The 26,499-nt window shown below is 39.7% G+C and carries 35 protein-coding genes and 1 tRNA gene; 4 read left to right on the plus strand and 32 right to left on the minus strand.

Annotation, left to right across the window (positions count from 1 at the left end; all coding sequences use genetic code 11):
* Positions 1 to 86 precede the first annotated feature (86 nt).
* The 7 genes from A33I_RS10800 to A33I_RS10830 all read right to left on the minus strand — a co-directional run bounded on the left by A33I_RS10800 (position 87) and on the right by A33I_RS10830 (position 3,591).
* A tRNA-Ala gene (locus tag A33I_RS10800) sits at positions 87 to 162 on the minus strand.
* Positions 163 to 320: 158 nt separating this feature from the next.
* Positions 321 to 1,385 carry a competence type IV pilus assembly protein ComGB gene (gene comGB, locus A33I_RS10805; protein ID WP_022628429.1) on the minus strand — a complete coding sequence of 355 codons (1,065 nt, stop codon included), beginning with the start codon at positions 1,383 to 1,385 and terminating at the stop codon, positions 321 to 323.
* A complete protein-coding gene (locus A33I_RS21510) occupies positions 1,382 to 1,741 on the minus strand; it encodes an ATPase, T2SS/T4P/T4SS family (protein ID WP_022628430.1) in 360 nt (119 codons plus the stop codon). The genes comGB and A33I_RS21510 overlap by 4 nt, the downstream gene beginning before the upstream one ends.
* Before the next feature lie 7 nt (positions 1,742 to 1,748).
* Entirely contained in the window at positions 1,749 to 2,300 is a 552-nt protein-coding gene (locus A33I_RS10815; protein WP_022628431.1) for a hypothetical protein, read from the minus strand.
* Positions 2,284 to 2,676, minus strand: coding sequence for a hypothetical protein (locus tag A33I_RS10820; protein ID WP_022628432.1), 393 nt, complete (start codon positions 2,674 to 2,676; stop codon positions 2,284 to 2,286). Before A33I_RS10820 ends, A33I_RS10815 begins: the two co-directional genes overlap by 17 nt.
* 123 nt (positions 2,677 to 2,799) lie before the next feature.
* The gene (locus A33I_RS20260; RefSeq protein WP_041203512.1) at positions 2,800 to 3,003 is read right to left on the minus strand and encodes a hypothetical protein; all 204 of its coding nucleotides are present in this window, start codon (positions 3,001 to 3,003) and stop codon (positions 2,800 to 2,802) included.
* A gap of 207 nt (positions 3,004 to 3,210) precedes the next feature.
* Positions 3,211 to 3,591, minus strand: a complete 381-nt coding sequence (locus A33I_RS10830; RefSeq protein ID WP_022628434.1) for a hypothetical protein — start codon at positions 3,589 to 3,591, stop codon at positions 3,211 to 3,213.
* Between the two features lie 134 nt (positions 3,592 to 3,725).
* Here A33I_RS10830 and A33I_RS10835 point away from each other — a divergent pair, with 134 nt between their 5' ends.
* The 4 genes from A33I_RS10835 to A33I_RS10845 all read left to right on the plus strand — a co-directional run bounded on the left by A33I_RS10835 (position 3,726) and on the right by A33I_RS10845 (position 6,967).
* The gene (locus tag A33I_RS10835; protein ID WP_022628435.1) at positions 3,726 to 4,082 is read left to right on the plus strand and encodes a YhjD family protein; all 357 of its coding nucleotides are present in this window, start codon (positions 3,726 to 3,728) and stop codon (positions 4,080 to 4,082) included.
* 204 nt (positions 4,083 to 4,286) lie between these two features.
* Positions 4,287 to 4,433, plus strand: coding sequence for a sporulation histidine kinase inhibitor Sda (locus tag A33I_RS20265; RefSeq protein ID WP_022628436.1), 147 nt, complete (start codon positions 4,287 to 4,289; stop codon positions 4,431 to 4,433).
* Positions 4,434 to 5,255: 822 nt separating this feature from the next.
* Positions 5,256 to 6,686, plus strand: a complete 1,431-nt coding sequence (locus A33I_RS10840) for an MBL fold metallo-hydrolase (protein WP_022628437.1) — start codon at positions 5,256 to 5,258, stop codon at positions 6,684 to 6,686.
* Positions 6,687 to 6,700: 14 nt separating this feature from the next.
* Entirely contained in the window at positions 6,701 to 6,967 is a 267-nt protein-coding gene (locus tag A33I_RS10845) for a DUF3006 domain-containing protein (RefSeq protein WP_022628438.1), read from the plus strand.
* 130 nt (positions 6,968 to 7,097) lie between these two features.
* On the opposite strand, the gene A33I_RS10850 is transcribed toward A33I_RS10845, so the two are convergent.
* From A33I_RS10850 to A33I_RS10955, 25 genes are all read right to left on the minus strand, one after another.
* A complete protein-coding gene (locus A33I_RS10850; RefSeq protein WP_022628439.1) occupies positions 7,098 to 8,126 on the minus strand; it encodes a peptidoglycan recognition protein family protein in 1,029 nt (342 codons plus the stop codon).
* The gene (locus A33I_RS10855) at positions 8,123 to 8,569 is read right to left on the minus strand and encodes a phage holin family protein (RefSeq protein ID WP_022628440.1); all 447 of its coding nucleotides are present in this window, start codon (positions 8,567 to 8,569) and stop codon (positions 8,123 to 8,125) included. Before A33I_RS10855 ends, A33I_RS10850 begins: the two co-directional genes overlap by 4 nt.
* A gap of 39 nt (positions 8,570 to 8,608) precedes the next feature.
* Positions 8,609 to 8,782, minus strand: coding sequence for a hypothetical protein (locus A33I_RS20850; protein WP_022628441.1), 174 nt, complete (start codon positions 8,780 to 8,782; stop codon positions 8,609 to 8,611).
* Entirely contained in the window at positions 8,772 to 8,918 is a 147-nt protein-coding gene (locus A33I_RS20855; RefSeq protein ID WP_022628442.1) for a hypothetical protein, read from the minus strand. The genes A33I_RS20850 and A33I_RS20855 overlap by 11 nt, the downstream gene beginning before the upstream one ends.
* Before the next feature lie 15 nt (positions 8,919 to 8,933).
* Positions 8,934 to 11,234 carry a prophage endopeptidase tail family protein gene (locus A33I_RS10860; RefSeq protein ID WP_022628443.1) on the minus strand — a complete coding sequence of 767 codons (2,301 nt, stop codon included), beginning with the start codon at positions 11,232 to 11,234 and terminating at the stop codon, positions 8,934 to 8,936.
* Between the two features lie 84 nt (positions 11,235 to 11,318).
* The gene (locus tag A33I_RS10865) at positions 11,319 to 11,825 is read right to left on the minus strand and encodes a hypothetical protein (protein ID WP_022628444.1); all 507 of its coding nucleotides are present in this window, start codon (positions 11,823 to 11,825) and stop codon (positions 11,319 to 11,321) included.
* A 26-nt stretch (positions 11,826 to 11,851) separates the two neighbouring features.
* On the minus strand, positions 11,852 to 12,244 hold the full coding sequence (locus tag A33I_RS10870; protein WP_022628445.1) for a hypothetical protein: 393 nt from the start codon (positions 12,242 to 12,244) through the stop codon (positions 11,852 to 11,854).
* Positions 12,245 to 12,346: 102 nt separating this feature from the next.
* Positions 12,347 to 12,493 carry a hypothetical protein gene (locus tag A33I_RS20860; protein ID WP_022628446.1) on the minus strand — a complete coding sequence of 49 codons (147 nt, stop codon included), beginning with the start codon at positions 12,491 to 12,493 and terminating at the stop codon, positions 12,347 to 12,349.
* A 50-nt stretch (positions 12,494 to 12,543) separates the two neighbouring features.
* The gene (locus tag A33I_RS10875; protein ID WP_022628447.1) at positions 12,544 to 12,942 is read right to left on the minus strand and encodes a hypothetical protein; all 399 of its coding nucleotides are present in this window, start codon (positions 12,940 to 12,942) and stop codon (positions 12,544 to 12,546) included.
* An 11-nt stretch (positions 12,943 to 12,953) separates the two neighbouring features.
* Positions 12,954 to 13,814, minus strand: a complete 861-nt coding sequence (locus tag A33I_RS20575; RefSeq protein ID WP_022628448.1) for a glycine-rich domain-containing protein — start codon at positions 13,812 to 13,814, stop codon at positions 12,954 to 12,956.
* A complete protein-coding gene (locus A33I_RS10885; RefSeq protein ID WP_022628449.1) occupies positions 13,814 to 15,103 on the minus strand; it encodes a hypothetical protein in 1,290 nt (429 codons plus the stop codon). Before A33I_RS10885 ends, A33I_RS20575 begins: the two co-directional genes overlap by 1 nt.
* Positions 15,103 to 15,435 (minus strand): hypothetical protein, encoded by a 333-nt coding sequence (locus tag A33I_RS10890; RefSeq protein WP_022628450.1) that lies wholly within the window; start codon positions 15,433 to 15,435, stop codon positions 15,103 to 15,105. Before A33I_RS10890 ends, A33I_RS10885 begins: the two co-directional genes overlap by 1 nt.
* A complete protein-coding gene (locus tag A33I_RS10895) occupies positions 15,435 to 16,862 on the minus strand; it encodes a distal tail protein Dit (RefSeq protein ID WP_022628451.1) in 1,428 nt (475 codons plus the stop codon). The genes A33I_RS10890 and A33I_RS10895 overlap by 1 nt, the downstream gene beginning before the upstream one ends.
* Position 16,863: 1 nt before the next feature.
* Positions 16,864 to 20,331, minus strand: coding sequence for a phage tail tape measure protein (locus A33I_RS10900; RefSeq protein ID WP_235806185.1), 3,468 nt, complete (start codon positions 20,329 to 20,331; stop codon positions 16,864 to 16,866).
* Positions 20,332 to 20,334: 3 nt separating this feature from the next.
* Positions 20,335 to 20,481, minus strand: coding sequence for a hypothetical protein (locus A33I_RS10905; protein WP_022628453.1), 147 nt, complete (start codon positions 20,479 to 20,481; stop codon positions 20,335 to 20,337).
* Between the two features lie 47 nt (positions 20,482 to 20,528).
* Positions 20,529 to 20,879, minus strand: a complete 351-nt coding sequence (gpG, locus tag A33I_RS10910) for a phage tail assembly chaperone G (RefSeq protein ID WP_022628454.1) — start codon at positions 20,877 to 20,879, stop codon at positions 20,529 to 20,531.
* A gap of 2 nt (positions 20,880 to 20,881) precedes the next feature.
* A complete protein-coding gene (locus A33I_RS10915; protein ID WP_022628455.1) occupies positions 20,882 to 21,451 on the minus strand; it encodes a major tail protein in 570 nt (189 codons plus the stop codon).
* Positions 21,452 to 21,454: 3 nt separating this feature from the next.
* Positions 21,455 to 21,790: a hypothetical protein gene (locus tag A33I_RS10920; RefSeq protein ID WP_022628456.1), complete on the minus strand. Its 336-nt coding sequence runs from the start codon at positions 21,788 to 21,790 to the stop codon at positions 21,455 to 21,457.
* The gene (locus A33I_RS10925; RefSeq protein ID WP_022628457.1) at positions 21,787 to 22,176 is read right to left on the minus strand and encodes an HK97-gp10 family putative phage morphogenesis protein; all 390 of its coding nucleotides are present in this window, start codon (positions 22,174 to 22,176) and stop codon (positions 21,787 to 21,789) included. Before A33I_RS10925 ends, A33I_RS10920 begins: the two co-directional genes overlap by 4 nt.
* On the minus strand, positions 22,176 to 22,508 hold the full coding sequence (locus A33I_RS10930; RefSeq protein ID WP_022628458.1) for a phage head closure protein: 333 nt from the start codon (positions 22,506 to 22,508) through the stop codon (positions 22,176 to 22,178). Before A33I_RS10930 ends, A33I_RS10925 begins: the two co-directional genes overlap by 1 nt.
* On the minus strand, positions 22,505 to 22,807 hold the full coding sequence (locus A33I_RS10935; protein WP_022628459.1) for a head-tail connector protein: 303 nt from the start codon (positions 22,805 to 22,807) through the stop codon (positions 22,505 to 22,507). The genes A33I_RS10930 and A33I_RS10935 overlap by 4 nt, the downstream gene beginning before the upstream one ends.
* 26 nt (positions 22,808 to 22,833) lie before the next feature.
* Positions 22,834 to 23,163, minus strand: a complete 330-nt coding sequence (locus A33I_RS10940; RefSeq protein WP_022628460.1) for a hypothetical protein — start codon at positions 23,161 to 23,163, stop codon at positions 22,834 to 22,836.
* Between the two features lie 14 nt (positions 23,164 to 23,177).
* Positions 23,178 to 24,368 (minus strand): phage major capsid protein, encoded by a 1,191-nt coding sequence (locus tag A33I_RS10945; protein WP_031311568.1) that lies wholly within the window; start codon positions 24,366 to 24,368, stop codon positions 23,178 to 23,180.
* Positions 24,369 to 24,500: 132 nt separating this feature from the next.
* Positions 24,501 to 25,253 (minus strand): head maturation protease, ClpP-related, encoded by a 753-nt coding sequence (locus tag A33I_RS10950; RefSeq protein WP_022628462.1) that lies wholly within the window; start codon positions 25,251 to 25,253, stop codon positions 24,501 to 24,503.
* On the minus strand, positions 25,246 to 26,490 hold the full coding sequence (locus tag A33I_RS10955; RefSeq protein ID WP_022628463.1) for a phage portal protein: 1,245 nt from the start codon (positions 26,488 to 26,490) through the stop codon (positions 25,246 to 25,248). The genes A33I_RS10950 and A33I_RS10955 overlap by 8 nt, the downstream gene beginning before the upstream one ends.
* Positions 26,491 to 26,499: the final 9 nt, after the last annotated feature.

A 26,499-nucleotide genomic window follows, 5' to 3' on the forward strand; every position in this document is an offset into this window, starting at 1 on the left:
GATTCGAACCCCCGCGCGGTTTAACCCGCCTGTCGGTTTTCAAGACCGATCCCTTCAGCCGGACTTGGGTATTCCTCCGCGATATATGGTGGAGCCTAGCGGGATCGAACCGCTGACCTCCTGCGTGCAAGGCAGGCGCTCTCCCAGCTGAGCTAAGGCCCCATATGTAATGCGATTAAAAAGAGTTTGTCTTTTCTATCGTTGTTTTTTCGCTCACCAGCGACGTTTAATAATGTACCATGAATCACAATAAAAATACAAGCCTTTTTCGAAAAAAGTTATATTTTTTTAAAAAAGGCTTGTACCTTAAGGGATTCCCCCTATTGCAAAGAACCAATCATTTGGAACATAGGGAGCATAATAGCAAGGAATAAAATAAAAATAAAAGCTCCAATTAAAATAAAAATTATTGGTTGTAAGTAGTCCATCACTTTGGTTAACTTCTCTTCTAATTCTGAGTATATTAATGTACTGAAATTTTCTAGATCTTCTCCTAAGTAGCCCGTCCTCTCCCCATTCTCGATGACAAAACTTAATTCTTTTATAAAATAATCTTTTTGTTTTACTAAAAGATAAAATGGTGTACCAAGTTGTAGTTCAGACTTAATTTTAATTACTTCTTGCTGGAAAAATGGCAGATGGCTCTGTCTTTCGAACAGAGATAATGCTTGTTGAAGGGAGGTTCCTGAAAGAAGAAGGCGTCCTATTTGAAGAGAGAAAAAATACGTGCTTAATTGTTTTACGATCTGATTGACAAAGGGAGTGTTTAATAAAAACTTCATTCTTCTACTTGGCGGCCACTTTTTCTTAAACAGAAACATATAGAATAAAGAAAACACTGCTAAAAGGATTGTTGCTGCTCCTATGTACGGGATAGCTGATAGAGAATGCAGAACAATAGTAGTTAACAGCGGAGGGTCCCCCTGCATTGTTTCAAATAAAGAATTAAAATGAGGAACAACAAACAGATGGAGTACAATGAGAACGACGAAACAAATCCAGACAAGCATTATTGGGTACCTCAACAGCTTATACATTTGTTGTTTCGTAACCTGCCGCTTTTCTAATAATGTTCCAGCTTGTATGAATCCATCACTCACCTGTCCATGATATTGATAAAAATAAAGAAATGAAATCACATCTCTTGGGACTGGCAATTGAGAGAAAGACTGATGAATTTCTTGACCATCTTTAAGAGCTGTCTGCACTTGTGTGAGGGGGACAGAAACTTCTTTTGGAAGATGTATCAGCATAAATGATAAGGCGTGGTCCATAGAATATCCTTGTTTTAACAACTTCCCTAAAAGTTTAAATGATCTTGCATACACCATTTGCTGATTACGGTTAAAAATAGATGTTTGCTTATGAGCAACCCTATCATTCACCCCTCCCCACCCCTTTCACACTCGTTTGTATAACCCAGAGCCCAAGCCTTTCTTAATTGGTTTTCTAAAGTATTGGTCTCTCTTGTTAAACCCTTGTTCACCATCTCTCTAATTTGCTCGTTATGATCAAACGTATAGAGGGAACCACGATTATAGATAGGCATGTGATTAAAAGACTCTACCTCCATTCTTACCTTGCTTTGTCGATTAACTAAACACTGACAGATAACTGCCTGTAACCCTTCACATACATCTTGTTTAGACACACCAAATTCCAACAGCCTTAATACGGCTGAGTAATTATTATTTGCATGCACAGTCGCAAAAACAAGATGTCCTGTATGTATAATAGGCACGACTATTTTAGACTATTATATTTACTGCTTCTCCACGTTCATATTTACTCACAAAGTCGATAAACAATATCTCTAGAACACGCTCAAAATGAAAAGGGTGTTGTGGATAGAGTTTGGATATATCAGACAACATCACTTCTCCCCTTAAGACATCCTTACGATCCAGCCTACAGAATACATATTCCGTATGATCCACCAAATTCTTTCTAACTGGATACAATGGTACTTCATCAATACTTTCTTCATTATACTTACTCAAACGCACATTCGGGGTGCCGCGATCATAATCTAAAAGCAGTTTATACAGCGCCTTAACATCTTGCTTCCTTCTAACCTCATCTAAAAAATCTTTCCACAGAAGCTCTACTAAGTTATTTAGTTTAAAGCGTTCTTCAGTTATCTCACATATGTCATCACATATCACGTTAGCTCTAAGGAAAATATCATTAGGCAAATGCAGAGTTAATGTTACTGATCGAGATGTGAAAATCCTCTTCCAGACATTAGATTTATTCAATTCCTTTCCAAGTAAATCTCTTTCGCTAAATGCCCTCAACATAAACACCGCCTTGCTCTCGAAATAAAGCATCTGAGAATATCCTATGGGTAGCCTCTCTAATGCTGCAGTTCCATTTGATTGAATACACAACAATGGCTTCATACATTTTCGGTGTTGCTTTCACATGAACAATAAAATCACTTGGCTCGTAAACTTGTTGAGGAAAGTCTCTCCGTCGATCTAGATGTGCCTTTACAATTCCAGTAGCGTAAGATGTTATAGACTCCCTTCTATTCCTTGCAGCATAAAGAACAAATTCCCTGTCTTTTGGTTTGATCGGTATTCGGATATCCACCTTAGAATCCGAACGTTTTTTTCTAACTGAAGGTTGAGATTGCTTTCTTTTTGTTTGATTCAACATTGGATTGAGATTCAAAACTCTCTCCCCTATCTTATAAATTTTTGAAAATCTCTCCCTTATCCTTGGTCCCCTCGTCCCCTCGGTCAAGATTGTACAAGGTAGGGGAATGGAAGGACCAAGAGTATGAACATGGTATGATTAGCTAAGGTCGAGTTTAAAACCACCATTTTCTGAACGTACTACTTGTTTCTTTACAGGAATCTTCGCTTTTCCTTCTTCCATGTCTCTTTGAATCAGCCGCTTAATATAGGACGAAAAGTTTGTAAATTGTTTAGTATGTTCCAGCAGCTGCTCCTCGTATGGATCTGACAGATTGAACGCTACACTTTTGGTCTTCTTCATACCAACTTGCCCCCATTTCCTTAACCAAAGCTTTACCCTCTTTAGTTAGATAAATCTTACCCGACATTTGCATTTGCTTAATCATCTCTTTAAATTGGTTTGTGTTCATACTCTTGTATGACCTCCTTCATGCTGTGATAGTTAATCATATGGAGGTATGACTGAGGTTAGAACTAAAGCTTTCAAAAAAAGAGCAACCGCGGCCGGTCACTCTTCTCCTTCGTGTTTATCTCTAACTTCCTTTAACATCTCAGATACCTTTGAATTTGCTTCCATAAACCCTTCCATATTTTCAATGGATTCACTTTCTAAGTTCGATTCTTCTGATCTCATAAGTTCGTAATACCTTTTAGCATTCAGAAGATTTTCTACAAGTACCTTTTCATCACCTTTAACGCTGTTATATTTTTCTTCATACTTCGCAAATAACTCGTTTATTTCTTCTGAGCTCGCTTGATTGGTAATATAATCAGCATTTAGTTCAGTGTGTAGTTGCCGAGTGTCATTATACACTTCTGTACTTACTTCATTAGAAGAACACCCCGCCAACAAAATTATAAACAACAAAAGTAATAATAATTTTTTCATTATACCGCCTCCCCACTCACTATATTACTAATAGAAAACAAAGGAAACAATGACCATTTTACAAAACTCACCTTGATACCAGAACATACATTCGCATATAATTGGAACAAACATTCTTATTATGAGGTGATCACATGCTGCCACAAGAAGACCATGAACTAATATTGCAATACATATACCTGCCTCTCACTCGTAAAGTGATTGAACAGGATCTTGCTAAGATGGAACGTGCTAACTTTAAGTTCAGGGATGTGTATCTTGATTTCTTCAGGGGAAAAGCTGACTGGATCGGCAAAGATTTAGGTGAGGTAAAACGCAAGCTAAAACAGCGCGGAATTATGATTCATGGTCCAACTGATGTTGAGTATGGTGATACTAAGTTCTGTAGATATCTCATTGTACATAAAGGACAGGAGAAGGAAATGAGGTTACTTGCTGTACATATGAGGAATAATGTGCGGGAGATATTGGCTTCTTATATCAATAACTGAAAATGTATAGACATGTAAGTAAAATAGCCTTATAATCGATAAGGCTATCTAGACTACAAATATAATTAAGAACGTGTTAGACTCCCTCATCTAGAAATACTCACCAGATCGCCTTCAGAATTGTAATGGATAGTGTCTGCTAGGAATATGCTGCTCAAATAACTGGGCACATGCCTAGAAGAACTCTGTAAGGGAGGGAAATCTATGAGTATCAAATTTTTGAGTGATACAACTTTGTTAGAATCTTACCGTAAGGCCATTGAACTTGGATTAGACGATGATTTTGTAAACCTTCTTAAAGAGGAGTTAGCTAGAAGAAATTTGTTGCCAAATGATCATTTGTCTAATTAAATCCAACTCATCTTCTTTTAATTTTCTACCTAATTTAGTTTCAAAATACATAATCAAAGTACTTAATTCATCATTTGATTCCAACTATACCCCTCCCAACTACCCACATTATATCTTTTGATTCAAATTTCGACAAATCAAACCTGTTACAGTGGTAGTATATAGCGGATAATAAAATGACATCATTGTATAGACAATTTAGGCACAAAGACTTATAATCGATTTGAGAAAGTAAATTCTCATTAGTGGATGTAGTAGTCCAAGTAAGATCCGAAGACACCTATCCTGGCAGGGAATAGGTGTTTTTTTCTAAGTGCTTTGTTAGTGATAGTCTGGAGTAGGATGAATAGATCTTTCAATATACACCCTGAGAACATCTATCTTCGTAGTGGGGGATAGATGTTTTTTGATTTGCATTCTTTAATTCTCATTCCCTGCATAAATTAGTTAGGAGAAGGCTGACACCTTTCTCAGGCTTTAAGACTCCCGTCACCGGAGAGCATAAAAGAATTAACTCGGCCATATTATGGCTGGGCTTTTTAATTTCAAGAAAAACCCCCACTAGTGTGAGGGCTCCATAAGAGGTTTGTGTACATATAACGAAGGGGGAACATATGACTTACCAACGATGTCTTTATTATAAATGACAAAATAATACAAGTCTAATTAGTATATTTATAATCGATCTCTCAATTCATACCTACGCTTCTTTATATTTAATATTCCATTCAAAACAAAAAATATTATATTTGTGAATATTTTACTGTATAATCTATAGGCAAAGAGTCTTAATAAAAATCAATTTTACTTATGGAGGTTTCTATGGAAGTATTATTAATGTTGATTATTTTAGCTATGCCTATCTTATTTCTAATTGGTATGTTCAAACCAGATAAGCTATTATTTTGGAGAAAAGAAGCAAGTTCAAGAAAGATGGTAGTTGCCTATACATGTGGCTTATTTATCGCTAGTTTTCTAACACTTGGATTTATTGCCGAGCCAATTGAACCACATATAGAACCAGTGGCAACTGCAGAAGCAACAATCGAAGACTCAGAAGAAACCAATGAAGAAGTTGCTACAGAAATAACTGATAAGGATCCAGAAACAGAACAAGGAGATAACGTAAATTCTGATATTGACGAGCAAGACAAAGAGGAAAATACTGATGACATAATAAATTCCAATGCTTCAGATATTGTTATTCCAGAAGGGGATTTAACAGTACATTATATTGATGTAGGACAGGGAGACGCTACTTTACTTCAAGGTTCTGATTTTACTATTCTTATTGATGCTGGGAGACATGATGGTAATGAAGTAGTGCCTTATTTAAATCATGTTGGAGTTGAATCTTTAGATTTAATTATAGCTACTCATCCACATGCAGATCATATTGGACAAATTGATAAAGTAATAGAAAGCTTTGATGTCGGAGAGGTATGGATGAATGGTGATGAGACGACATCGCAAACGTTTGAACGTGTATTAGATGCTGTTTTATCAAATGAAACTTCATATAATGAGCCACGCGCTGGAGAGGATTACGAAATTGGTTCTGCTAAAATTAAGATATTGAATCCAAATTCACTCTCTGGTGATTTAAATGATAATTCTATTAGTCTTAAGTTGAGTTATGGGCAAGTTAGCTTCTTGTTCACCGGTGATGCTGAAACCAGCTCGGAAAGTTACATGAGTAACAACTTTGATTTAAGTGCAGATATACTACAAGTAGGTCATCATGGCTCAAACACTTCAAGCACAAACAATTTTTTACATGCCGTTCAACCTTCAGTAGCAATTTACTCAGCTGGAGCTAATAACTCTTATGGACATCCTCACACCGAAGTAATCGACCGTTTAAATAATATCGGTGCAGAAATATTTGGTACAGATAAAGATGGGAATATTACTGTTATTACTGATGGGTTATCTTTTTCAGTTGAGACACATCAACCCACAGGTTCAATTTCTGTAGCTCCGGCTCCCGCACCTGTTTCACCAGTAACCGAAAACAAGGAACCAGAAGAGCAAGAAGAGCCTCAAGAAGTTTCATGCCCACCAAACACAGTTGCGATTAACACTGCCGGCAAAGAGGAATTACAAAAGATACATCAAATAGGTCCGGATAGAGCTGACCAAGTTATTAACTTGCGTCCATTCTCTTCCTATTCAAGTTTAACAAGAATTAGCGGAATTGGTGACGCAAGAGTGAAAGAGATCGAACAACAAGGAATTATCTGTTTTAATTAAGGAGGGTGTATTTCATGGAAAAAAAAGCCGTACTAGATCGAATTGTTGATGGCGAGCATGCTGTTCTATTAGTTGGTGATAAAGAAGAAGAGAAGATCATTTCAGTTTCTCAGTTACCTAAGGAAGCTAGAGAAGGAGCTTGGTTAAAAATAACTCTCACTGAATCTAACGAGGTAAGTGTTGTAGTGTTAGATGTGGATGAAACAAATATAGCCCGATCTAGAATTAGTAGTAAGATGGAGCTCCTTAAGAAAAGAAAAGGTAGTAAATTTAAAAAATAGCATTTTTAATACCTCGCATAATGAATCGCTACCTGTAATGACAAAATTATGGAAAAAAATCAAAGATCCTTATAGCGCCTATTCTGTATAGGGGTCTTTTTTTGCCCCCACAAATGTGAGGGCTTTTCGTTTATTTTCCAATTGCTTCAATCTTTTTTAATTGCTCCTCTAAGTTTCTAATATCTTCAGCTTGTGTACCGATATCCTTACTGTTCTTGCTGATCAACGCTAAGAAGTTACTACGAAGGCGATTAACCACAATCGCCACCTCTTGTCTTGTAATGTTAGCTTGCGGCCGCTTCCCATCAAAGTAACCATTGACTCTTGCTTCTCTCCAATGTTCCTCAGCCCACACACTCACTGGTAAATTATCTTTATTAAGAGCAGCCACTGTTTGTTTCATTTGCTCCAACTCTCTACTCATTTGTTCTAATTGTTGTCTCATTCGTTCTTCCTCCTTTTTGATCGCTGCCACGGTTTGTGGACCAGCAATTCCATCTACTGTGATACTTAGTACTCTTTGTGCGTTACGAACCGCTTGTGTAGTTAATACTCCATATATTCCGTCAGCTGTACCTACATCAAAGCCAATTGTATTTAGTAATTGCTGCAGCTCTGCAACCCCCTGCCCTCGATCCCCCTGCTTGAAGGTTGTTTGACTCGGATTGCTAATAGAGATTGGAGAGCCTTGTACATCTCTTCTGAATTGAGTCATGCTAATTGCAGGGCATACCTTCCATGCATAACCCGGCATTTCACTATGGCCTTGAATAGTTGCACTTTGTGGCAAGACACTCGGCAGGTGAACTTGAAACAACCACAAGGCCGCTTCATATTGCTCTTTTGTCGGTATCTGAGTCCTAAAGTCACCAACCATGCAAACGCCCAAGGAATGGCGGTTACTGTTGCCCACATGAGGAGTTTGTATGTCATGATCCGCACACCAGTAAATCGTTCCATCCCTCATGATCACGTAATGGTAAGCCATAATAGACCAATCATTCGTGTTGATATGATAGTTGGCAAAGGCTTCAGGGCTGCCACTTGTGGTAAGTGAGTGGTGCAGCACCCAAAACCGAATCGCATTCAATTGCCGCCTGGTCACTTTCTTTGTCCGGTGCCGGGGCATTTTATTACGAATATCTATAATTTTACTCATGCTACCCCTCCTTTGTGGTCATCATCATCAAACAACTTTATAGCTTTCATAATAGGTGACGGCAATCTCATACCGATCTTGCCAAGGTTCTCCGCGATTGATATTAATTCGTTCACAAGGTAATAAAGTACGGATGCTCCTACTACGCTTAAATGGAACTCTCCAATGGATAAAGGATCACCCGCAAGTTCTGTGTAAATGATGTCAATTTGAAAGGCTAAGGCTACAATTCCAAAGATCATAAACTTACGAGCAATACCCCAAAACCCTTCCACTGCACTCAACTCATCATTTCTCCATGCAGCTACCAAACCCGTAATCCAATCAAACGTTACAAAAAAGATAAGAGCAGTCAGAAACACTGACCACTCTCCCCACAAAAATGATATGACACCTGCCCCAAACCCGACTGAAGCCTTGGCTACATTAATTGAATCGAACATATCTCGTCTCCTCCCCAAAATAAAAAAGCCTTAAGGCTTCTAATTGTTAGTTCCATTAAAATACGGATCGTGTCTGAGCTGATTATATATGTTCAAAGTCCGATCAAGTTGCCTCATAATCCCTTCTTTTTCTTCTACCGTCTTATCCGGCAGCTGTGCGACTAATTGATCAATCTCATTTTTTAGAATCTGAATGGTTGTCTTAGTTGTCATCGTTAGCAGCTCCTTTCAGTTGTTCATTCTCTTTCATAAGATCCGTAACCTGAACCTTTAAAACAGCATTATCTTTCATCACTTGAGCTAATTGATTCGTTAACACTTCAATTACTTCTCCTGCATTCACGTTCATTTCAATTCCTCCTTATTATGCAGTCCCTAATGTAACCCACGTTCCGTTAATGTAAGCGTAGATCCCTTGAACTCCATTACGTGCCCCATACACAATCGAACCGCCTGGCAATGTTCCTGCAACCCCGCCTTGATAGGTTAATTGCAGTCGGTTAACGCCTGTTATAACAGCTGGTAACTGAGAATCTAAAATACTTGTCCCTTGCGTCATTACTGGACTACCATTCACATTTACAGAGTAACCAGAGTTTGTGGTTAAGCTAATACCGTAAGCACCATTAAATATAAGGTTACTAAGTGGAGCTAGAATACTGATGTTATCTGATCCTGCTGGTGACTCAATCCTCGAACCACCTGTACCGCTTCCTCTGAAAAATATTGCTTTATAACTTGTATCTGTAAAGGTGTAACCTAAATGTAAGTGCTGCCCTATATAAGCGTTTGTACCAACTTGAATAGTAGATCCTGATTGAATCCTCGCTCCTGTTAGTGTTCCTACAAACGTTCCTGTTACCCCAACCAGTTCACCGGTAATAACAGCGTTCTGCATAGTGGCATCAATGATCGTTCCCCTTCTCATAGTGGCATCTAAAAAGGTTGCCTGACTCGATGAGAGTTGACCAGTAATTGTGGCATCTTGAATGGTGGCACTTATGATCCGTCCTCGATCCATTGTTGCACTCATAAAAGTTGCTTTAGATGCGGTTATGGTTCCAGTTATAGTTGCCCCTGAAGAAATTACGGAACCAGTTAAAACTAGATTCCTTGCAGCTACATCCCCACTAAAATAACCCTCATAATCTTGAGGGTTGCTGATCACATCCATGATCTTTTGTTCAGCTTCTTCAATCGTGATCCCGCCAACTTCTATTTCAAGCATGGCATCTTCTAATTCTTTTTTTGCGTCCTCTAATCGTTGTTCTGTTCTTTCAATCTCAAGGTACGCTTCATCAATTCTTAGCTGCGCTTCATCAATCTTTCTTTGAGCTTCTTCCAGCACCTTGTTCGCTTTATCTTGAGCGCCTTCTGGGGTTTCTTTGTTATCCCAATTTCCCTGTTTATCGTTTAACGTGCGCTCTAAATCGGTTAATCTAAGAGAGCCCGCAAACACATTACGGTAATTGTCCAAAGTGATCTCAGAAGCTGATGGATCATTCAAATCAAGAACATAGGCAACAACGGTAGCTTCTACTTCCATGCGCGGTTTGAGGAATTTATCAACCCCACCCACTATATCGCCTAGCCTTACCCTTTCATGTTCATACCCCGTGTAATTTTCTAACGTGAGAACATTCAGGCGGTAAGAAGTAAATGGCTTGTTCCTTTTTTGTAGGTCATTCCATGTAGCAAGCAAAAGTTCACCCGCATCTTCTTCTTGGCCGTCATACATACCGAAACGATGTTTCCTACCACGATCATACCCCCAATTTTGCAGAGCTTGTTGATCACCTACCCATGACTGTCCTCTCGGTTTATCAACCGGATCGCCATTCGCAACAGACCATTCTACATCGGCAAATGTTAATCGCGGTCCATCATTTTCTCCTGAAGCCCCTCGACCATACAAAGCTGTCTTTATGCCTTCCGATTCAGTCACCCGTTCTACATCAATAATGTCTTTCCCGAACACAAAGGTTTTTTCGATTCGCAACCCTCGTTGTTCTTCTATATCAATGTAACGTCTTACCACTTGATTACCGTCAATTTCAATACGGTACCGAACTTCACCACCGAATAAATCGAGCAGCTGCATAACTGCTTCTTTGACGGTTATGTCTTTTAAGTTAACATTGTACCGTCCTAGATTAGCGACTCTCCCTACTCTCCAACGTGTAGCCTGTAGAACTGTGGATAAGGCTGTTGATAACGTCACTTCATTTGCTTGATATCCTGAGATAAAGTCGTCAATTAGCTCATAATCTCCACCTTCAGCAAATACTTGCTTGCGTGGTACATTTCCATCATTTATGTCGGTTGGTGTCCGAATAATAAATTCAACAAAGTTCCCATCATGATCACGTATGACCGCTCTACCATCATTTTCAATGTAACCAACGTTTTCATGATCAGCTGGAACTTCAAATTCAAGACTGACTTCTCCGTTTAATTGTTCGGTATATCGACCATTGAAGTAAGGTATAGTTCGATCTTCAGCAGGCGGTGCAGGCGGCACTTCACTGCCGTAGAACATACTAGCCATTTGTTGTATCTCCATGCCCTGTGTAGACATTTTCGTGTATGGATCAGCAGGCAGAAGGATAAGCCTTAAAATTTCGTCCTTATCATAAATCCAAATGGGTGAGCGTTTTGTACTCATTCGGTTCCTCCTTTCATAAAATAAAAAAGCCAACAAATTAATGTTGACTTGAGTCTTCTAATTAAACTAAGCGTAATAAGATAGCTATTCAATATTTAAAGCGAAAGCATAACTTGCAACACCTTGTTCCCAATGTGCCAATACTTCGTAAATAACTCTACCTTTATCCGAAAGAACTACTTTATTTGATTCGCTTTTTATATTGTGATCTTCCTCCCATATTCTCACTGTATAACTAGCTGGTTGTTCATCAAACTCAAGTTCGATATTGGTGTCTACTGTTACTGACATTGGATTATTGTTTTTAACTAATTCTGGAGGTGCAACAGAATCTGCTTCTATTCCACTGCCTGTCTCGTCAATCCAACTATAAGTACCAAGAGTTGGACTAAGGGGTTCTTCTCCAACATAAACAGTTAAACTTGGCGGTTTAGGAAGGATATATTTCGAAGAATCATCCAAAGATTCGTCATTACTATCTTCCAAAACTGTAACATCGTAATCAGGTGATTCACTTATAGTATTTATGTCAGAACAACCCATTAAAAGAAATATAAGAGTTATAGTAAAAAGTAAAAATTTAAAATTCATCGCCCACTCCCCCTTAAGCTACTCTTTTAGTTGTAAGTATTTTCATCGTCCTGAGCAAAACAGCCCACCTCTTCATAAGGTACAAACTGATTTATTCCAGTGTGTATAGAATAATCATTAATATTTACTCTATGCATGTAATACCCCCCGTAATCTGCAGTTGGCGCGTCGGTAGTTTGCCAATAGAGAAAATAATCCCCCTTATGTTCACTTTTATTTTCGTGGATAACAGCACAGATTTTTGTGAATTCTATGTGCCTTTTTGAATATCCATTTTCAATCATTATATCTAACTTAAGTAGTTCCTCTTTTACTCTATTACTATCTATACCTAATTCTTCCGGTATAAAAGATTCACTACAGCCAGACAATAAAATAACCCCAAAAACAAATACTAATAATAAAGTTGTACGTTTCATAAAACGTTACCTTTCGTAGATATTTTATATTCCCATTAACTTTACCAAAGATATACAAATTTAGGAATATAAAAATAGAGCATACGAGAAGTAACTAGCCTCCTACATACTGTTCCCATAATCCCCAGCCAAGAAAGCCACACCGCTATCTTCTAAATGTTCATACACTTGAGGTTTTAAAACTTCAGGTACATCTTCAAAATTCAACTTGTCCAAAATCACTCTTTGCGTTAATAGTAATGCCATCATTTCATCATCTCCTATGAGTTTATTTAATATCGAAAACAAAAAACGAACCATCATGAATGCACCGTTATTATAAGTTCGGTAAGTACATCTTCATGAAAGTCCGCTTTTTCAGATAAAGCTTTATTTTGTGCCTTGAGCAATTGATTTTCTTTTGCTAAATCTTCAATGCTCGGTGTATAAGGTGCTAATTCTTCCACTGGTTGCTCAATAACTTCATACAATCGTATTACTTTATCTTCTCGTATTTCGTAGCTGCTAAATCGTAAATAGTGAGTATCAGGATCAAATTCAGGTTTATCTTCAATCAAAGGAAGCCAACCTTCTTCTTTGATATCTTCTTCAGGAAGGAGGTGAAACCCTGAAACGGTTGTTCCGTCTTTCTTTGTCCATGTTTTAGGTAAACGACCCGAAAGAGTGACCTCGCCATCTTTGACATGTGCATATGCCATATTTTCACCTCTTATTCATCTAATGTTCTTGTGGACGGAAACTGTCTTTCTGTCCCTGGAAATATAATTCTAACTGCTCCTTGCGCTCCTGCTGCTCCAGCTCTTGATGAGTTTTGCGATTGTCTACCGCCACCGCCTCCGCCACCATATAAGCCGCCAGCTCCGGCAGTTAAAGTTCCGAATTCACCGTCTTGCCCATTACTCCCTCCGCCACCTGCTCCACCTCTAGCGGTTGTACTGTTCCCGCCTATAACTCCGTTACTTCCATCCGTCCCGGAAGATCCTCTTCCATACACACCTACACCACCGCCTCCGCCACCAATTGTTCCATGACCTCCTGTAGCGCTAGTATATGTTCCACCTCGTCCACCTCGCCCACCCGATCCAATAACTCCGTAGCCGCCCGCACCGCCGCCACCGCCACCGACTCTCATGACTCCTTGCTGTGATCCAAGACCTGCCGATCCACCGCTCCAACCTTCTCCTGTGTGTACCGTTCCACCGTTTATACCTGAACTTCCATTTGCTCTAACTAATGTAGTGCCATTTGACCGAATTGACGAGTGTCCTCCTGCGCTCCAAGATCTAGCTGAGCCCCCGGAAGCTCCACCTGCTCCCACTTCAATTGTTAAGACTTGTCCCGGTGATACTTGCACATCATTCACGTAAGCAAGCGCTCCACCACCGCCACCTCCGGCATTATGGTTGGTGTCAACATTTTGACCACTAGCCCCACCTCCAATACATACTGCCGAGATAGATGTTACCCCTGCTGGAACTACCCATTCCATTGTTCCAACTTCATCAAATAAAACTTGACCGACCGCTTCACCGTTTCTTCCTGAGGACATTCTCATTCTATCCGCTAACATTAAAACTCACCTACCAAGCAACCTAACCATGATGCGCCTTGATCATAGGTTACAAATGTTAAAACATAGGTTTTGCTTGCGCCTGAAAGATCAGGAATCTGACCATCTTTCCACTTCACATTAAAATTCCATGTGATAGGCGCTGGATCTGAATGTTGATTAATAACAGCTGTTCCTGACAAAGAATAGTTAGAATGATAGGTTGTTGTATTTAAGATACTGATAACTTTTGAACCTGAAGTTGTGAAATCAATATTAGTCAAAGGGAATTGACTGAAGTTTAAGGCTACGTTATTTTCTGTGCTTAAATATCGTTCCTGCACACTTCTTGTTCTTAGATTTCCAGTAACTTCATCCCCTGCTTTGTTAACAGGTGTAAAACCTAATGAGTTTTGTTTTCCTGCTGTCACTTGATCAGTATACTCTATGGCATTTTGTTCAGCAGCTGCAGCTTCTTCTTGAACAGTTTGAAAAGTAATCTTTTCGTTCAATTCTTCTTGCAGCCCTTCAACTTCGCTGATTAAATGACCGTGTGAAGAAGGTGTGAATTCAGTCGGCTTATCCTCTAATTCGTCCCATGTAGTGACAGTTGAAAAGTTTTCAAGCTGTTGATTCGTGTAATCCTTCGCGTTCTGCTCGGCTTGATTGGCTTTATCCTGCGACCCTTCAACCGTTTCAGCTCCTACATCTGCAGCCGCAAGTTGAACTTCTCCACTCTTACCGTTAACTGAAGTGACCAAGTTCCCATCTAATGCATCTTGGATCAAATCACCTTGCTGTTTAGCGTAATCACCTTGTTCTTTGGCATATTGCGCTTGTGACTCTGCTTGACCAGCGGCTTGTTCTGCAAGGCTTGTAGATTCTCCGATACTTGATAAAGCTGTTTCCATTTCGATCAACTTATCATCAACCAAAGATGCTTGGTGTTGAGCAATCTCCGCTTTTTCATCTGCATTAGCAGCTGATTGATTAGCGGTTGAAATAGCTTGATCCGCTTCTTCTAATTTACCTTCAACAAGTGATCCCTGGCTCTTTGCATAGTCGCCTTGTTCCAATGCATAATCCGCTGATTGATTCGCTTCAATTGTGGCCTGCTCCATTGATTCAATGGTTTGATTAGCTGAAGATAACACACTTTCTACTTCAACTAGTTTAGGCTGCACTTTATCAGCTTCAGCCTTTGCATAATCTCCTTGTTGCATGGCGTATTCTGCAGCTGCGTTATTATCCACACTTCTTATTTGTTGATCTGTATAATCTTTTGCTTTCTTTAGTGTAATCGGATCCATTAGATTACCACCCACTTAGAACCGTCATACAAATATGCTTCTCCTGTATCTAATTCATAAAAAGAAGATGCCTTAATCACATTAGATGGTTTGCTTTCACTGGAATACCCTACATAACTAGAGGGCTTATTATTTAATTGGTTGATGATGGTTCTAAGACTTTGCACTTCTTCTTTTAATGTTCTTAATTCGTTAAAGAGCTGCGTGTCTCTTGTGGGTAGCGGATTACCGGTTCCCGTCACTAAGAATTGACCATTTGATCCTAGATGTTGCGGGAGAAATCCAGCAGGGAAGCCCGGTGATGGGTTACTTTCTCTTTTTAGTTGTGTCACTATAACCACCTTCTTTCATAAGACATTTCAACCTCTGCAACTCCAGGTGTAACATCAAGAACATTTTCCCCTCTAAACAAGGAGAAGAATTCGGATGATAAATCATTAATCAAAAATACTTCTCCATTCTTGCGTATTGACTGTGTAGCAGTGTCAATCTCGATCACATCACCCGTTTGAGCGATATTAGCAACCTGACTATCATTCTGTGCCTGGTTTAACCTAAATACTTTTATTTCTTTAAAACTCTGTTGTGATGGGGCTGTTGAAGGCCAAATTCTAGCTGCTAATTGAATTTGTGTAATTCGGTTTGCATACCTTGAATCATAATCAACATACCTCCTTTGAGATAAGACCCAATTATGATTGCCATTCTGATCAATCTTTGCCCAATATGGACGGAACTCATTTCCTACTCTTACAATTCGTAAGATCCCGTCATAGTTGTTCCAGCCTGTTTTAATATCAGGCAAGGCATACATGTTCATTCTGTTATTTATTGGCCCTAACTGGAATTTCCCTTGAACTTGAGCTACGTTCTGCCAAATGTCTTCAACGCCAATTTTGGCAACTGTTACGTTATTAGCATCAAGAAGATAGACTTCCATCATTCCCGTTTCGAATCCAACGTTTTCAAGATTAACCAAAACATCAACCCGAAAATCCTGCAAACTAGCTCCAATTGACCGTTTTAAGGATGGACCTTGCCATGCTCTAGGACTGATACCAACACCGTAAAGACTAGGATAAAACCGCCCGCCACTACTAGACATTTCACCCTCTAAATAGCCGTTATCTACCGAATCAGGCAACACCCAATTTGACGTACTATTCATCGTGTCCATGAATACTAATTCTTCAGGATCGACTATCGTATCAGTCATTGCAGCAGGTTTCCCTAATAAGATTCGTTCATTCAAATGGTTTTTAATCTCGAAATGAGTTACCGGCTGATTAAATGTAATCTTGAAGCGCGGCTTGGTTTCATACGTACCATCATAATGAACGGTTGTGCTGCCATCGTTTAAATTCACTTTTGTTTCTTGTGTGTCATATTTGAATGGATCAGCACAAACAAAAAGAAGAGTCGTTCTACCATACTGAACAAACTCTTCTAAATTCGTATCTCCACTCAAAATGGCATTATAATAAACATCTGGCTCATCACTAAACCATAAGGGCTTAGGTTCATTTGTTAATATGTGGCCAATAAAGTGTTTGGCTTTTAACATCCAATCTGCTCTATTTGTTCCTATAAACGTGACCGGTATGGCTATCTGTCTTACACCTAACCTCTGTCCAGATTGATAAGCACCATTTGTTGCGGGAACCTCTACTAAATCATTGTAGATCGGAGGGGCTAATGACCTCGTTTTGTCTTCTACAATGACCCATTTCCTCAGATCAATTCCGTTAAAATGTGGCATATTATCCCCTCCCCCTACTTCGATTTGCTCTTTTTTCTAATAGACTGGTTTGTTCAGCCATGTAAGGAGCAGTTGTTCTTGCTACCTCTCGTCCATCAATAAAGATTGAGCTGCCATTCCTTACACCATCCAATATTCCTTGTAATAAGGTGACTATACGACTGTCAGTAAAAGTTGATTGTCGGCTTCGAGAATCCATGTTACTTAATTGATTGATAACACGATTTGTTTCTCCTAACGGGCTAATTCCAGTAGCATAAGCAGGTATGTTTGTCGCTGCATTCATGATCTTCTTGGATTCATCGTGAGTGAATACTTGGTAACCAGCCGGACGATTATAGAGCCCCGGGCCGAGTAACTCCCAGTTGTTCCCTTGGCGGCCAAGCTCCCAACCTTCTTCACCCGCTATGAAGAGTCCACCTTTATGACCTCCAGCTGCTTCTGTACCGATTGCATAACCTGGTACTCGAATTCCAGCAACCGCTCTACTAACTAATGAACTGAATCCCTGAAGAGCAGTAGCCACAAGAGTAATGTTCTTTCGTTCGGGCTTCCTAGCTTCTTCACTTATTGCTTTGGCAGTCCCGTTATCATCCACATCTACTTCTTTTCTGACATCTTTACTTAACTCTTGTGTAAGTTCAGTTGCTTTCCCAGTACCTTCATCAATACGCCCGTTATTTTGTTGCAGTTGTCTCTCTTGAGCATTTAAGGCATCTGTCACATGTCTAGCCTGTCGTTCATACCGTTCAGCTTCTCTAGTCATTTCTGAAGAAAGATTGGTTTCTTTTTCAATCTGGCCAATGATTGATTCGTGTTGAGAGATTTGACGGTCTAAAGAAGTGATTTGTTCTCTGATCTCCCCGCTTTTATCCCCTTCTTTTTGAATCAATGTTTCTAGTTCACTCTTCTGTTCTCTAAGCTTTTGGAGATTTTCTTCTGCAATCCTTACACCTTCTTGACCTTGTTCATTAACTCCAATTTCTTTGAGGAGAATTTCAGCAATGGCACTGTCGATCTCATAGAGTTTTGCAAGTTCCTCGTCTTTAGATGCGATATTTTTAGCAATCTCTTCTCTTCGAGTACGAAGCGCTTCTAATTGATCTGCTAATTCACCGTTTATAATTCTCTCTAAATGCCAAATCTCGTTATTAGCTTCAGCAATCTCTTGCTCGGTTAGGAGACCCGTTCTCTTCTTTTCGTTAATCTCATCTAATCGTGCTTTTGCTTCCTCTTCGCTCACATCTCTGTATTGAAGTAAAGTATTCATCTCTTGTTCTATAGCATTTAATTCTTCCTTTAAAGCTCTCTGTTCATTTATTAATTCTTTTTCTCGCTCAAGTTGGATAACTCTTTCTTCTTGCAACTCAATCAGTGACATTTCGCGAAGTGATTGAATATATTCATGCACTGCTTTTGTGGTTTCTATTACTGCATTACCCTTGTTAGTAAAAGATTGTTCCACAGTTGGAGATTGCTCGATGATCTTATCGTTTAGTCCAAGCATTTCATTTAATTCATCATTAGTTAAGCCGCTCTTTTCTCTTAGCTTCTCATATTCAGCTTGTAACCTTTCGATAACTTGAGGATCCTGAGCAGTGTTTAGCTCAGATTGAATATCAAGTAACCTACCCATTTCATCTACAGTTAACCTTGAAGCAGCACGCAACTCATCGTACCTCAAGACATTGGCTTCAAGAGCATCAGCCTGTTCCATCATTGAATAAGCTGCATCCAAGTTCACTTTCTTGGCTTCATTCTGAGCATCAATATATTTATAGATTCCAAAGCTTAAAGCGGCTACGGCCGCTACACCTAATGTGACTGGATTGGCTAATGCACCAACTCCTGCTGCTAATCCTCCAGGGCCCTTAAGCATTTTGATAGCAGCACTTCCAGCTGTAAGTAACCCGCCTATACCTGTAGTTAAATTACCAAACACAATGGCTACGGGACCAACGGCAGCCGCTAAGGCTGACATGGTAACTATATTCTTTTTTGTGTCATCTTCTAACTCACTGAACCATTGAACAAGCTCTGTTACTTTCTCAACTCCGGCTGTGAACGTAGGGATCATGTGCTGGGCAAACTGAATCGATAGCTCTTCAAAGGCTGACTTTAATTGAGTCACGTTCCCTTTTGCATTATCCTGCATCGTTTTAGCCATATCATTAAGAGCCCCATCCGCTTCTGACACTGAGGTCTTAAGATCGCCATACTCTTCATCTAGCCCTGCAAGTAATCCTTGGAATGACTTTAAATGCTCCTTGCCAGCAATCATACTGATATACTGAGCTTTTTGTTCATCTGTCATATCCTTGGTTCGATCTTTCACTAACCTTAAGGTTTCTTCTAGTCCTATAAAGTTTCCATCTGCATCAAAAGCACTCAAGCCAAGCTCTTCCATAGCAGTTCCTGCTTGACCTGCCCCACTTGTAAGGTTGACCATGATAGCATTTAAAGCACGACCGGCTTCAGCACCCTTTAACCCTCGGTTTGCTAAGAGGCCTAATGCAGCAGTTGATTCCTCTAACGGAACATTAAATTGTGCCAAGTTACCTCCGGCCACAACATAAGCTTCCATGAGTTGTTGAATACTTGTGTTAGAGCTCCTAGACGCTTCAGCTACATTATCTAAGTATCTAGGAAGATCTTTAACTTCAATTTGTAATGCAGCCATTGAGTCAGTAGCTAAATCAGAAGCTCGTCCTAAATCCATCGCACCAGCTTCTGATAACCGTAAGATAGGTTCTAACCCATCTAGCATTTGTTGAGTATCCCATCCAGCAAGAGCCATATAAGAAAGACCAGCTGCAGCTTCAGTTGCACTCTTTGAAGTGGTACCGCCTAATTCACGGGCTCTAGCTTCTAACTTCTCTAGATCAGCACCGGTTGCTCCTGATACTGCTTGAACTTGAGACATACCTTCTTCAAAGTCCATCCCTGTTTTCAACATTAGAGCACCCGCACCCGCAATAGGTGCAGTAACTCTCATGGACCAACTCTTACCAAAGTCAGTTATGTTTCTGCCCACAGTTTGAAGTTTCTGTCCTGTTTGCTCCATATTGTCTGCAAGGACGTTCCAAGGATTTGTCTGGCGTTCTAACTCTGCTGAAACACCGCGTAACGCTTCCTCTGTACGCTTCATTTCTGCAACGGCCTTATTATAGGCAATTTGAGCATTTTCAGTTTGTTTAGAGTTCTCACCGGTGGATGCTTTTGCTTCATCATAACGCTGCTTTAGATTCAACACTTGCTTTTGTTGAAGCTGTAACGTTCGACTTAAGACATCAGATTTATTTCGTAACTCATCCACTCCACGTGCAAAACCAGTACCACTTGAGGTGACGGCTTTTTGTTCCTGCTGCAGACTCTTTAACTGTCTCTGAACGCTCCCCATCGATTGGACAAATTCAGCTGAATCCATGGTTATTTTCGTTTTTAATGCACCAACTTCCAAGACCGTCACCCCCTAAAATAATTTAATTTCATCAATGAACACTTCTTCGTTTTCTTCAGTTCCTAAACTTAAATAAAAATGGATGTCCATCTCATCTAATTGATTGAGTGTCCATCCATTTTTCATGTGACTTCTGTAAAGGTTTTTGATGTCTTTCATTTTTTCTCTTGCTTTTTTCACCTGAGAAGCAAAGGCTTCTTCAGGCGTTATTTCTTTCCCACTTCATCTTGTTCAGACTGGGCTTCTTTTTGTAATTCTTCAACGGTTTTTCCTGTCCGTACGAAAGTGAACACTTCACCAATCCTGCTAATTAATTGATGGCTTGGAGTACCTTCATAAAACTCCTCAACCGTAAATCGATTTCGGAACACTTCACACACAAAGCCTACAACCTTATCCATTTCCTCCAATGACAAATCTGAGTAATTAATTGAGGCATCAAACTCTACAACCTTACGGAAGTGTAGACCTGTAGCATGCGGAATGGCGTGAACCTCTTCCTTTACTTGGACTTCATCATCCTGATCTTCAATTTTCTTCAGCATAAGTTTCAACATGATTACCCCTCCGGTGTTTCTTCGTATACATCATTAAACCAGTTATCAATAATTGAAGTATCAAGTCCTTCTTGATCTTCATCTACTTGAGCCCCAATTTTGTTATCTGATTGACGTCGTAAGAAACGACCATTAACTGTAGGTGTTTGGAATGCTGGGGTTTCTTGTTTTGTTTCATAGTTCTGGTCAGGTGGAGTGAATTTTCCTTTGTATAAGACAACATGACGATAAGCTCCATTTGCTTTTTCTGATCTAAACATTAAAGCAACATATGGCGGTCGGTCATCTTCACTATCGATGAGAACTCCGTCATTATTAATCTTCTTTCCGAGCATATAAGATTGGACTTCAGGAGATAGATCATCTGTATTTAATGCTACAGTGGTTACTCCTCGTGACTCAGCCGTTTCAGCTACACCGTCATCCGCTCTCAGATCAGCCGTGTTAAATTGATTTTGCATATTGGCCGTAATTGCCTTTCCTACACGTTTAGGTGTATCGTACGTGGTACCACCCTCATCATCTGTTAAAATTTTCGCTACATAAATATCTCTTAAACCGATAGTTGGCATTCTCTATTCCTCCGTTTCGGAAATAAAATAAAAACGAAGCACCTTGTGAAAGAGCTTCGTGTCGTTCTCGTACATTTCTGTTTCTGCGTTTTTCTTAAAACCTGCTCGTTTCATACTCCCTTTTACCTGTTTCACTAAAGACAGATAGTTTCCTGGTGAGTAGATATCTAATTGAATGTAATAAACAGTCGCAATTTCTCCATCATCCGCCTCGACTCCAGCTCTTTGATCGTATTCAAAGAAGGTGATATACGTTTGAGCACTGCCGCTATAATTCAGTGGATTAACAGGTACATTGAGGTTATCAAGTGTGGAAAGAATTAAACTATTTAAACTCATATCCCCCACCCAAGCTTTGCTCTAATTTTATTTGCCATAGCGCGGTTAATCTGTACCTTGCTACGGTTAAAAGTAGGGCCCATAAAAGGTCTGGCTGGCATTTTAGATGTACCGTTTTCATGCATATGCCCATAATAAGCTTTTCCTTGATTATCTACGTATACATGAACTTCATCGCCCTCTACATCAGAGATTTCAATATTATTTATTAGATCTCCTGATCTACGTTTTAATACTGTTCCTGCGGTCTTTTTTGTTTCATCTTGCATAATCTTTGCCCCAGCTAGCAGTGCGTCCTCTTTCACTTTTTCAACATCATTTGAAGACTGCTCTAATGACCTCATTAATTCCTCTAGCCCCTCAAGCTGAAACTGAAATTCGCTCATTATTTCACCGCTTTCAAAATCACAGTCATGGAGATATTCAATCCATCATCGTTTTCTATGGATTCAATCTCGTGGGAGGTTCCTCTCCACAAGACATTTAATCCTTTAGGACGTTCATCATCCATGAGCTTTCTCTGATAACGAATGGTAAACACCCTGTTGTTCTCCATGTTGGTTTGGGCTGCAGCATAAAAGGTTTTACCCTTTAGTGTTTTAAGCGCTCCCCAAGCTGTTGTATATGTGGTTGCCTCCAAGATAGGAAAACCATCTGCATCTTGGCTGTCGCTAGGAAGTTGAAAAGTGAGCTTCTGCCTTAAGTCCCCTGGATTCATTCAGCATCACCGCCATAGCAATACTTTAGCTGTCGGACAATGCTATCTAAAGAATAGGGGATCTCATAAGATTGGTTTCCTATACGGTAAGATTGCCGATTATCATACCAATGCTCAGTTAACATAGCGCATGCTTGGTTGAATTGTTCTACCATATCAGGATCTTCAGGATTTAACCTCACACCCTGATTTTTGATGTGGATTTTAGCCAGGCTATAGAACTTCAGGAGATCCTGTTCTTCTTCAGTCTCCATTTCATAATCCATACGAAGATACCGTTTTAATTCTTCTAATTCCATTTTTATCACCTCAAAAAAGAGGACGATTATTCGCCCTCTCCGTCTGGTGGTTCTTCACGTGTAGCTATCACCGATTCAAAATGTTCAATGACACCTTTTCGATTCTTGGAGTATTTTTCCTGTTCCAGTAATTCACTTAAGTCATCTACTGATAACCCTTCTGTATTTGTTTTCACTTCAGCAATGCTGCAGTCTAATAGTTCATTGATTTTAGCTGCGTCTTCTTCCGCTTGCCCTAACCAACCAAAACCTTGTAGCTCTTGAATACGATGCTCAGAACCTTCATAGAAAGTTCCAAGGTTGTGAGTTTTCTTCGTATGCTTATCGCGGAATCGTTTAATCACTTTAGCCTTCATCTATTTATTTCACCTTACCCTTCTGGAATTGTTTCAGGTTGGTTTGTGATGTCGATCTCACCATACACAATTGCTTCTTCATCCCATTTCGTTACATCTTCACGCTCGATCACACGGAACTCAGTCGTGTTCGTTCTCCATGCCTGGCCGCCTTCTTTTGTCATGTCTAATAGCATTTGTTGACGATCCCAATAGACAACAGCTTCTTTAAGATCACCGATGATAAATGGTGCCTTGCCGTTTAGAGACGGTTTCGTTTTATTTGATAACACTACAATACGACGACCAAAAAGTAGTTTGCGTGTCGCGTCTTGTGGATCTGGTTGCAGAAGTGGACGCCCGTTCCCATCGTATAATTGATCTAGGTAGTTAAAGCCATCTTGGTTAGTGATGATAATGGCTTCTTGAGCAAAAGCCGGATCAAGAGTTACATTCAAAGTCGTTTTAATTCCTTTGTAGTCACCTAAATCTACTTTATTGAATGAATTTAACACTTGAAGAATCAGGTGGTTTCCAGTAGCACGCGACTTCTTAGCAATCCATTTCACTAAATATGATGTTAATGATTGGTCTGTATCAGCAAGCACCGTGTTAGCAACAGGTAAGAAACCTGCATAATCCTCAATTGTATAATTCAATCGATCAAACTTTGGTGATGCAATCTCTTGCATAGCATTAGGATCCCCATACTCAGACAATGGAGCTAGTGGAGTGTGATCTGCGCGACGTTCTAGAGTACGAGCACCCTTATTAGTGGATACAGGTTCAACTGTTACGTACTGACGTAAATCATCAGTAGTTTGTACCAGCTCATTAATTTGAGTTGAGATGTCCTCTGGAATTATATATCCACCATCTTCACCGTTGCTTGCAGTAAGACGAGCGTAGTATTTATCCATTTCTTCCGCTTCTTCATCATTTAACTTATGGCCACGTAGCGCTTTGAAGAAGAGGGATTTGTATTCAGGTTTTTGATCTGTTTGTTGTGGTTGCGGCAAACTGTTACCTTTGTTTTGAGGTTCCGGCACCGTTAACCCCTCGAAATCCTTTTGCATAACTAAGAAGTTATCAAGGTCCTGCTTTGCAGATTTTGCTTTAACTAACTTCGCTTGAGCTTCTTCATCCTTACCTGCTTCCACTAAGGATTCAGCCTCTGCCTTATAATCAGCAACAGATTGACGTAGCTCTTGCTCACGTTTCGTCATACCAGGTGTACCGATCATACGAACAGCAAGTACATTTTTATTTGATTTAAGAGATAAAAAAGATTTCATCATTTCTTTTTGAATTGGAATATTCATAATTTCCTCCTTGGATTGAGCATAAAAAAATAGACCTTACAATGTTAGTAAGTCCAGCTCATTTTGAAATTTGATTTTATTAAATGGCGTTACTGTTGGTTCTGGTTCTTCCAATAATGGCTTTGGTGTTTTTGCGTAATGTTTAAGATAATCTTTTGCAGATGCAGCATAGTTTTTAGATTCAACAATGTTAAGCCTGAAATACTTGGCAGCTTCTTCTGCATTCAACCACGTTTCGTTATCTAACATGGTTTGAATAGTTGCCTCTTCTACACCCTCAACTAAGTTATCTTTGTAAACAGCCAAAGCCCCCTTTGCAATCTGGTCAAGATCATCAGCAACTTTTCGTAAGTCCCTCGCATTACCGATTGCTAACGTCCACGGATTGTGGATCATTAAGAATGCATTTGAAGGCATGTACACTTCATCACCGGCTAAAGCAATAACTGAGGCAATAGAAGCAGCTACCCCATCAATATAGACTTTTTTCTTTGCCTTGTTTCGACTTAACATATTGTAAATAGCTAAGCCAGCAAACACGGATCCACCAGGACTGTTTACATAGATGTTCAATTCATCTAATTCGTTTACCTGATTCAATGCATTTAGTACATCCTCCGGCATCACATCCGACTCATCCCATTTCCAGTCAGTGTTGTCCACAATCTCTCCATAAATGTAAAGATCAGCTGATTTTGAGGTGAGGTTCTTAACCGTCATTAGCTGATGTTGTTTTTTCGGTGTGGGCAACGCACTCATGTAAATAGGATAATGCTTAGTCTTATTCATTCTCCTCACCTCCTTTCAAGCCTGCTTTGCCTAATTGATACTCGTCAGCTATGTCTAAAGATACATGGTTAAGGTCTACACGGTGCTTATCTCCACCTTCGATGGTATCCATATCTTCAAGCTCGAGAACTTGGTTAATACTGAAGACACCCTTATCAAGCATGATCGAATAAAATTCAGCTTGGGTTTTCTTATCGGCTCTTAGCAGTGCTTCCAGGTTAAACTTTAGGTAGTATCTTTCTTGCTCACGCAATGAAAACAATTGGTATGAAAATTCTTCTTGATATTGAGTGTAGATCGGACTCAATGTATTTCGAATAAAATCAATTGCTTGCTGCTCAATATTTGTGTGAGTTGCTCTTTCAAGTTCATTCACCATATGCATAGGAATATTAAAGAAGGTAGCAATCTCTTTCTTGTCAAAATTCATTACCTCAACAAATTGAGCATCTTTCAGAGGCATTGAAATACTTTGATAGTCAAGCCCAGCATCTAGAATAGCCACACGTTGAGCATTGTTAATCCCTGTATTTGCTTGCTCCCATTCCCCGCGGATTACTTCTTTAGCATCAGGGTTGAGCATGCCTGGAATCTTTAAAAAGCCTGTAGTAGATACTCCGTTCTTAAAGAATTTCCCCTTAAACTTTTGTACTGCCTGAGCACTTCCTATAGACTCCCTGATAAGTTGAATTGGTGGCTTCCCCTTGATTCCGTCAGTAGATAATGCGGTTAAATGAACCACGTCACCATTCCAGATCTTCACGTTTTCACCGTTTGGCAGTACAGTGTGATACCACAAATCATTGGTCCTTATGTCCACAACTGGCTCTGTATTGGCTGGATTAAGGAGCCATAATCCTTTAGGTCTACCGTCTGCTCCCCATTCGATATTGATATAAGAATTTCCCCACAGATTACGGTGTGTTTCAATAAGGTGCTTGAATTTAAAAGGACCTTGGTATGGATTAGGACGATTCTCTAATAGCTTAGCAACTGCATGCTTTTTATCTCTTTCCCTTCCCTTAGCTGTCCTTTTGAAGACCTGGAAGGGTAATGTTGCTATTCCATTTGCAAGGATATTTACACATGCATACACAGCTGGAACGCCTAACGCTGAATTAACTGTCACGGTCTCCCCGCTTGATGCTTGGTGGCCAAACATCTTCATGAACCAAGGTTCCGGATTTTTTAAATCTGTCGTTTGACCTTTGGAAGCCAAAGCATTACGAAAAATCACTTTCTCACC

It is taken from the genome of Alkalihalophilus marmarensis DSM 21297, assembly GCF_000474275.2.
In the GTDB taxonomy this organism is placed as follows: Bacteria; Bacillota; Bacilli; order Bacillales; family Bacillaceae_D; genus Alkalihalophilus; species Alkalihalophilus marmarensis.

Coding starts and splice junctions, on each gene's coding strand:
- A33I_RS20265 (WP_022628436.1), top strand. CDS start 4,287: ATGAGTATCAAATTTTTGAGTGATACAACTTTGTTAGAATCTTACCGT.
- A33I_RS10845 (WP_022628438.1), top strand. CDS start 6,701: ATGGAAAAAAAAGCCGTACTAGATCGAATTGTTGATGGCGAGCATGCT.
- A33I_RS10850 (WP_022628439.1), bottom strand. CDS start 8,126: ATGAGTAAAATTATAGATATTCGTAATAAAATGCCCCGGCACCGGACA.
- A33I_RS20850 (WP_022628441.1), bottom strand. CDS start 8,782: ATGACAACTAAGACAACCATTCAGATTCTAAAAAATGAGATTGATCAA.
- A33I_RS20860 (WP_022628446.1), bottom strand. CDS start 12,493: ATGATGGCATTACTATTAACGCAAAGAGTGATTTTGGACAAGTTGAAT.
- A33I_RS10950 (WP_022628462.1), bottom strand. CDS start 25,253: ATGAATAAGACTAAGCATTATCCTATTTACATGAGTGCGTTGCCCACA.
- A33I_RS10930 (WP_022628458.1), bottom strand. CDS start 22,508: ATGAATCCAGGGGACTTAAGGCAGAAGCTCACTTTTCAACTTCCTAGC.
- A33I_RS10865 (WP_022628444.1), bottom strand. CDS start 11,825: ATGAATTTTAAATTTTTACTTTTTACTATAACTCTTATATTTCTTTTA.
- A33I_RS20575 (WP_022628448.1), bottom strand. CDS start 13,814: ATGTTAGCGGATAGAATGAGAATGTCCTCAGGAAGAAACGGTGAAGCG.
- A33I_RS10870 (WP_022628445.1), bottom strand. CDS start 12,244: ATGAAACGTACAACTTTATTATTAGTATTTGTTTTTGGGGTTATTTTA.
- A33I_RS10855 (WP_022628440.1), bottom strand. CDS start 8,569: ATGTTCGATTCAATTAATGTAGCCAAGGCTTCAGTCGGGTTTGGGGCA.
- A33I_RS10935 (WP_022628459.1), bottom strand. CDS start 22,807: ATGGAATTAGAAGAATTAAAACGGTATCTTCGTATGGATTATGAAATG.
- A33I_RS10895 (WP_022628451.1), bottom strand. CDS start 16,862: ATGCCACATTTTAACGGAATTGATCTGAGGAAATGGGTCATTGTAGAA.
- A33I_RS10885 (WP_022628449.1), bottom strand. CDS start 15,103: ATGGATCCGATTACACTAAAGAAAGCAAAAGATTATACAGATCAACAA.
- A33I_RS10875 (WP_022628447.1), bottom strand. CDS start 12,942: ATGGCATATGCACATGTCAAAGATGGCGAGGTCACTCTTTCGGGTCGT.
- A33I_RS10915 (WP_022628455.1), bottom strand. CDS start 21,451: ATGCCAACTATCGGTTTAAGAGATATTTATGTAGCGAAAATTTTAACA.
- A33I_RS10840 (WP_022628437.1), top strand. CDS start 5,256: ATGGAAGTATTATTAATGTTGATTATTTTAGCTATGCCTATCTTATTT.
- A33I_RS10920 (WP_022628456.1), bottom strand. CDS start 21,790: ATGAGTTTAAATAGTTTAATTCTTTCCACACTTGATAACCTCAATGTA.
- A33I_RS10835 (WP_022628435.1), top strand. CDS start 3,726: ATGCTGCCACAAGAAGACCATGAACTAATATTGCAATACATATACCTG.
- A33I_RS10945 (WP_031311568.1), bottom strand. CDS start 24,368: ATGACGAAACGTGAGCAAGAGCTACGTCAATCTGTTGCTGATTATAAG.
- A33I_RS10830 (WP_022628434.1), bottom strand. CDS start 3,591: ATGAAAAAATTATTATTACTTTTGTTGTTTATAATTTTGTTGGCGGGG.
- A33I_RS10815 (WP_022628431.1), bottom strand. CDS start 2,300: ATGTTGAGGGCATTTAGCGAAAGAGATTTACTTGGAAAGGAATTGAAT.
- A33I_RS10860 (WP_022628443.1), bottom strand. CDS start 11,234: ATGAGTACAAAACGCTCACCCATTTGGATTTATGATAAGGACGAAATT.
- A33I_RS10905 (WP_022628453.1), bottom strand. CDS start 20,481: ATGAAAGACATCAAAAACCTTTACAGAAGTCACATGAAAAATGGATGG.
- A33I_RS10940 (WP_022628460.1), bottom strand. CDS start 23,163: ATGAAGGCTAAAGTGATTAAACGATTCCGCGATAAGCATACGAAGAAA.
- A33I_RS20260 (WP_041203512.1), bottom strand. CDS start 3,003: ATGAAGAAGACCAAAAGTGTAGCGTTCAATCTGTCAGATCCATACGAG.
- gpG (WP_022628454.1), bottom strand. CDS start 20,879: ATGTTGAAACTTATGCTGAAGAAAATTGAAGATCAGGATGATGAAGTC.
- A33I_RS20855 (WP_022628442.1), bottom strand. CDS start 8,918: ATGAACGTGAATGCAGGAGAAGTAATTGAAGTGTTAACGAATCAATTA.
- A33I_RS10925 (WP_022628457.1), bottom strand. CDS start 22,176: ATGAGCGAATTTCAGTTTCAGCTTGAGGGGCTAGAGGAATTAATGAGG.